Source organism: Enterobacter sp. WCHEn045836 (assembly GCF_003965585.1).
In the GTDB taxonomy this organism is placed as follows: domain Bacteria; phylum Pseudomonadota; class Gammaproteobacteria; order Enterobacterales; family Enterobacteriaceae; genus Enterobacter; species Enterobacter dissolvens.
Genome location: NZ_RXPT01000003.1, coordinates 360,561 through 366,682, shown reverse-complemented (window position 1 = coordinate 366,682; position 6,122 = coordinate 360,561). Strand labels below are relative to the sequence as shown.

Sequence of the window (6,122 nt, the reverse complement as noted above, 5' to 3'; positions counted from 1 at the left end):
ACCTTCTCAACCTGAACAAGGTTTGTGTGGGACGGGTTGCCTTTCGCCAGTGGCGACGGGCGCTGCGTGGTCAGTACGTTAATACTGCCCGCCTGGTCGATGCGGTTTGCATCCGGGCTGTACCAGGCGCCCTCTCCCAGCGCGACAACGCCAGGCATCATGCGCGGCGTCACTTTGGCTTCAATATGCACCTCCCCACGACCGTTAAAGATACGCACGCGATCGCCATTGCTAATGCCGCGCGCTTTCGCATCCATCGGGTTTATCCACATCTCCTGGCGGCAGGCGGCTTTCAGCACATCAACGTTGCCGTAGGTGGAGTGAACACGCGCTTTATAGTGGAAACCGGTCAGTTGCAGCGGGAATTTCGCGGTCAGCGGATCGTTATAGTTTTCAAACCCTGGCGTGTAGATCGGCAGTGGATCGATAACATCCCCTTCCGGCAATTCCCAGGTCGCGGCAATGTTCGCCAGCGCTTCGGAGTAAATCTCGATTTTGCCCGATGGCGTGGTCAGCGGATTCGCCTGCGGATCGTCGCGGAAGGCTTTGTACGCCACGTGGTGCCCTTGCGGATCGCGCTGTTTATAGATGCCCTGCTTGCGGAAGGTATCGAAGTCCGGCAGGTCAGGGATCGCTTTACGGGAAAGTTCATGCAAATGACGCATCCACTCTTCCTGAGTACGGCCCTCGGTGAACTGTTGTTCGACGCCAAGACGTTTCGCCAGCTCAGAGGTCATCTCATAGATAGTTTTGCACTCGAAACGCGGTTTGATGGCCCGATCGGTGAAGATCACGTAGGACATGTTGCCGCAGGAGGCATCCAGCGCGAAATCCATCTGCTCAGAGGCGGTGCAATCCGGCAGCAGAATATCCGCATATTTCGCCGATGAGGTCATGTGGCAGTCGATCACCACAATCATCTCGCACTTCTTGTCATCCTGCAGGATTTCATGGGTGCGGTTGATTTCTGAGTGCTGGTTAATAAGACAGTTACCGGCGTAGTTCCAGATCATCTTGATCGGCACATCCAGCTTGTCTTTACCCCGTACGCCATCGCGCAGGGCGGTCATCTCCGGGCCACGCTCAATGGCGTCGGTCCACATAAACATGGAGATGCTGGTCTGAACCGGGTTTTCCAGGGTTGGCATCCGTTCAAACGGCAGCGAATACGAACCTTCACGCGCGCCGGTATTCCCACCGTGAATACCCACGTTACCGGTCAGAATGGAGAGCATGGAAATAGCACGGGTGGCGATTTCGCCATTCGCGTGGCGCTGCGGCCCCCAGCCCTGGCTGATATAGGCCGGTTTCGCTGAACCGATTTCACGCGCCAGCTGGACAATACGTTCCGCCGGTATCCCGGTGATGGTGGATGCCCACTCCGGGGTCTTCGCCACGCCGTCACTGCCCTGGCCCAGAATATACGCCTTGTAATGCCCGTTGGCAGGTGCACTGGCGGGCAGGGTTTTCTCGTCATAGCCGACACAGTATTTATCGAGGAACGGCTGATCGACAAGGTTCTCGGTAATCATGACCCACGCCAGCGCGCTGACCAGTGCCGCATCGGTACCCGGACGAATAGGGATCCACTCATCTTCCCGGCCTGCGCCTGTATCGGTATAACGCGGATCGATAATGATCATACGGGCGTTAGATTTGGCACGAGCCTGCTCGAGGTAATAGGTTACCCCACCGCCGCTCATGCGCGTTTCACCGGGGTTGTTTCCGAAAAGCACCACCAGTTTACTGTTTTCGATATCGGAGGGACTGTTACCGTCTGCCCAGCCACCGTAGGTGTAGTTCAGGCCTGCAGCAATCTGCGCAGAAGAGTAATCGCCGTAGTGATTGAGATAACCGCCGCAGCAGTTCATCAGACGCGCCACCAGCGTTTTGCCTGGTGGCCATGAGCGGGTCAGCGTTCCCCCGAGCGTTCCGGTGCCGTAGTTCAGGTAGATGGATTCGTTGCCGTACTCTTTTATCAGACGCTGCATATTGCTGGCGATGATCTCGTAGGCTTCATCCCAGCTGATGCGCTCGAACTTCCCTTCTCCGCGTTTACCGACGCGTTTCATCGGGTACTTCAGACGGTCCGGATTATAGACCCGGCGTCGCATTGAGCGGCCACGCAGACAGGCGCGAACCTGGTGCAGCCCGTCGTAGTTATCGTCACCGGTGTTGTCTGTTTCGACGTATTTAATTTCGCCATCCACCACATGCATCCGTAATGGACAACGGCTACCACAGTTTACGGTACAGGCACTCCACACCACATTTTCCGGGGCTGTAGCCGGGGACAATGCATCCGCCGCCGACGCCAGTCGGGTAAAAGGGAGAGTGAAGGCACTGCTGGCAACGGCGAGACCGCCAATTGCCGTGGTTTTCATCAACCCACGGCGAGTGACCTCGGCAGCCATTAACGCTTCAGGCGCTTTGATTTTCATAAAGACTCACTTTGGTTGCTCACAAAGAAAAAGGGGCGGAATTAACCGCGATATCGTTTTATAGATAACGAGCAAATGCGTTATGCGTGTTTTATGCTGGCTTTCATTCGGAGGAGTATTACTACTTTAGAGGGAGGGGGTATTGCGTCTTATCAAACCCAGGGTATAAAAAAAGCGCCAAAAGGCGCTTTTTTGTTGTAAGGCAAAGAATTAGCCGATGTACTGCTGGCCTTTCATGTACGGGCGCAGCACTTCAGGGATCTCAATACGTCCGTCTGCCTGCTGGTAGTTTTCCAGCACGGCAACCAGCGTACGGCCGACAGCCAGACCAGAGCCGTTCAGGGTATGCACCAGACGGGTTTTCTTGTCGGACTTGCTGCGGCAGCGTGCCTGCATGCGACGCGCCTGGAAATCCCAGACGTTAGAGCAGGAGGAGATTTCACGGTAGGTGTTCTGCGCAGGTACCCACACTTCCAGATCGAAGGTTTTGCAGGCGCCAAAGCCCATATCACCGGTGCACAGCGCCATACGACGGTAAGGCAGACCCAGCAGCTCCAGCACTTTCTCCGCGTGGCCAGTCATCTCTTCCAGTGCGTCCATGGACTCTTCCGGACGAACGATCTGAACCATCTCAACTTTATCGAACTGGTGCATACGGATCAGACCACGCGTGTCACGGCCGTAAGAGCCTGCTTCAGAGCGGAAGCACGGAGAGTGCGCCGTCAGTTTGATTGGCAGGTCGTCTTCGTCGATGATCTCATCACGCACGAGGTTGGTCAGCGGCACTTCCGCGGTTGGGATCAGCGCGTAGTTGCTGCTGTCGGCTTCCTCGTCCAGCGGACGGGTGTGGAACAGATCGCCGGCAAATTTCGGCAGTTGTCCGGTACCGTACAGGGTATCGTGGTTAACCAGATACGGAACGTAGGTTTCGCTGTAACCGTGCTGCTCAGTGTGCAGATCCAGCATGAACTGTGCCAGCGCACGGTGCAGATGGGCAATCTGACCTTTCATCACCACGAAGCGAGAACCAGTCAGCTTCACGGCTGCCGCAAAGTCCAGGCCCGCGTGCATTTCGCCCAGAGTAACGTGATCGCGAACCTCGAAGTCGAATTCGCGGGGTGTCCCCCAGCGTTTCACTTCAACGTTGTCATTTTCGTCTTTACCGACAGGAACGCTGTCGTCAGGAATGTTCGGGATAGCCAGGGCGATATCACGAATTTCGGCCTGAAGAACATCCAGCTCAGCTTTCGCCTGGTCCAGCTCTTCACCCAGTTTGTTCACTTCCAGGCGTAATGGCTCAATGTCTTCCCCGCGCGCTTTCGCCTGGCCGATGGACTTCGATCGAGAGTTACGCTCTGCCTGCAGATTTTCAGTTTGTACCTGCAGAACTTTACGACGCTCTTCAAGAGCGCGCAGCTTATCTACATCCAGCTTAAAGCCCCGGCGTGCCAGTTTTTCAGCGACTGCGTCTGGCTCATTACGCAGCAGATTGGGATCGAGCATGCTTATCCTGTGCTTATCGAATTAAAATAGGAAAAAGTGGCCACAGCCTGCGGCCACAGGGATACAATGCCAACATTACCGCAACGACTGAACTAACGGTAGCGTTTTATAGGGCTATTTTGATCCTGTCCGGCGAGCCAGGCGAGCTTTTCGCCAATCTTGCCTTCAAGACCTCTGTTTGTGGGGTGATAATAGCGGGTTTGTGCCATTTCCTGCGGGAAATACTCCTCCCCGGCCGCGTATGCATTGGGTTCATCGTGGGCGTAACGATACTCCTGCCCGTACCCCATCTCTTTCATCAGCTTCGTTGGTGCATTACGCAGATGCACCGGCACATCGTAGTCCGGTCGTTCACGTGCATCCGACAGAGCCGCTTTGAACGCGGTATAGACGGCATTGCTTTTCGGCGCGCAGGCCAGATAGACAATCGCCTGAGCAATGGCACGCTCACCTTCTGCTGGCCCGACGCGGGTAAAGCAGTCCCAGGCCGAAAGCGCCACCTGCATGGCGCGCGGATCGGCATTGCCAACATCTTCTGAGGCAATCGCCAGACAGCGACGCGCCACGTACAACGGATCGCCACCGGCAGTGATAATGCGTGCGTACCAGTAAAGCGCGGCATCCGGCGCGCTGCCACGTACCGACTTATGCAGCGCCGAAATCAGATCGTAAAAGCGATCGCCTTTGTTATCAAAACGCGCGCTACGCTCACCAGCAATTTCGGTCAACAGTTCCGGTTTTAACACCCGTTTGCCGGCGTCGTCGACTTCGGCCATATCGGCCATCATTTCCAGCGTATTCAGCGCCCGCCGCGCATCGCCGTTGACCAGCTCAGCAATGGCCCGACGCGTGTCGTCTGGCAGGATAATATCCTGCCCGCCATAGCCGCGCGCTTTATCCTCCATCGCCTGAATGAGGACTTTTTCAATATCCTCGGTGGTCAGCGATTTGAGCAGGTACACGCGCGCCCGGGAAAGCAGTGCCGAGTTGAGTTCAAACGACGGGTTTTCGGTGGTGGCACCGATGAAGAAGATGGTGCCGTCTTCGATGTGCGGCAGGAACGCATCCTGCTGACTTTTATTGAAGCGGTGGACTTCGTCCACAAAGAGGATGGTTCGTCGACCGGCGTTACGGTTCTGCCGCGCGCGCTCGATCGCCTCACGGATCTCCTTCACACCGGATGTGACGGCCGAGATGCGCTCAACGTCCGCGTTAGCGTAGCGGGCAATCACTTCAGCAAGCGTGGTTTTACCGGTACCGGGTGGTCCCCAGAGGATCATCGAGTGCAGATGCCCGGCCTCTATGGCTCGCGGCAACGGCTTCCCCGCAGCCAGCAGGTGCTGCTGGCCAATATACTGAGCTAAATTTTCTGGCCGCATACGCGCGGCCAGAGGTTGAAACGCATTATCCGAAAAATCGAGCGACAGGTTGCCCACTCATGCCTCTTACTTACGTTGGTCGTCCACCGTTACGCCCTGCGGCGGGGTAAAGGTGAATTTTGATGCATCGACAGCGCCATTTTGCTGGGATTTGAGCTGATAGCTGCTGCGCTGATCGTCCTGCTCAACAGCGCCGAACTGATTGATGGTACCGTTGGAGCTCACATTAATAGTGAACTGCTTCAGGTTGCCGTTACTGCCTTTCGGCGTCAGGACAAACTCATCACCGTTCTGCTTAATATTATATTGCTGCCAGTCGCTGGCCTGGTTGCGGGCAATCAGCATAAAAGGCGTATTGCTGGTCGCATCTTTCAGCCAGGTGGCGGTTGCCTGCTCAACAAACGGGTTGAAGAACCACAGGGTTTTACCGTCAGACACCAGGATGCTCTCATCCGGCTGAGTCATATGCCAGTTGAAAAGATTTGGGCGTTTTACCCACAGATCGCCCTGACCTTCCTGCACCGCATTACCGCTGCCGTCAGTCACTTTTTGCGTGAAGCTGGCGTGGAAGCTGCTCACTTTATCCAGGCGGCTTTTAAGGTCGCTGGCCGCATCAGCCCAGACGCTGCTGGCGACAAAACTGGTGAGTAATGCACAGGCGATTGCGATTTTTTTCATTGTTAATCCTTAAAATACGTCATCCCGAAATGGGGTTTCCGTTTTCTATTCTGGACCTGCCCGCAGGCAGGTGACAGAAGAAAATGCTTAAATTTGGCTGATTTACCCTTCTTTGCACACG

Annotated in this window: 4 protein-coding genes; all 4 read right to left on the bottom strand. The window is 55.6% G+C overall.

What is annotated here, in order from left to right; all coding sequences use genetic code 11:
- Window positions 1-2,441: dimethylsulfoxide reductase subunit A (gene dmsA / locus EKN38_RS06095; protein ID WP_014831276.1), on the bottom strand; the 2,441-nt coding region annotated here is incomplete at its 3' end.
- 210 nt (window positions 2,442-2,651) lie between these two features.
- Window positions 2,652-3,944, bottom strand: a complete 1,293-nt coding sequence (gene serS / locus EKN38_RS06090; protein ID WP_008499983.1) for a serine--tRNA ligase — start codon at window positions 3,942-3,944, stop codon at window positions 2,652-2,654.
- A gap of 92 nt (window positions 3,945-4,036) precedes the next feature.
- Complete coding sequence (gene rarA / locus EKN38_RS06085) at window positions 4,037-5,380, bottom strand: replication-associated recombination protein RarA (RefSeq protein ID WP_014831275.1); 1,344 nt, start codon at window positions 5,378-5,380, stop codon at window positions 4,037-4,039.
- Between the two features lie 9 nt (window positions 5,381-5,389).
- Window positions 5,390-6,001 carry an outer membrane lipoprotein chaperone LolA gene (lolA, locus tag EKN38_RS06080; protein ID WP_014831274.1) on the bottom strand — a complete coding sequence of 204 codons (612 nt, stop codon included), beginning with the start codon at window positions 5,999-6,001 and terminating at the stop codon, window positions 5,390-5,392.
- Between the last annotated feature and the right edge of the window lie 121 nt (window positions 6,002-6,122).

Excerpts from the sequence above, each read along its gene's own strand:
- serS (WP_008499983.1), bottom strand. The coding sequence starts at position 3,944 with ATGCTCGATCCCAATCTGCTGCGTAATGAGCCAGACGCAGTCGCTGAA.
- lolA (WP_014831274.1), bottom strand. The coding sequence starts at position 6,001 with ATGAAAAAAATCGCAATCGCCTGTGCATTACTCACCAGTTTTGTCGCC.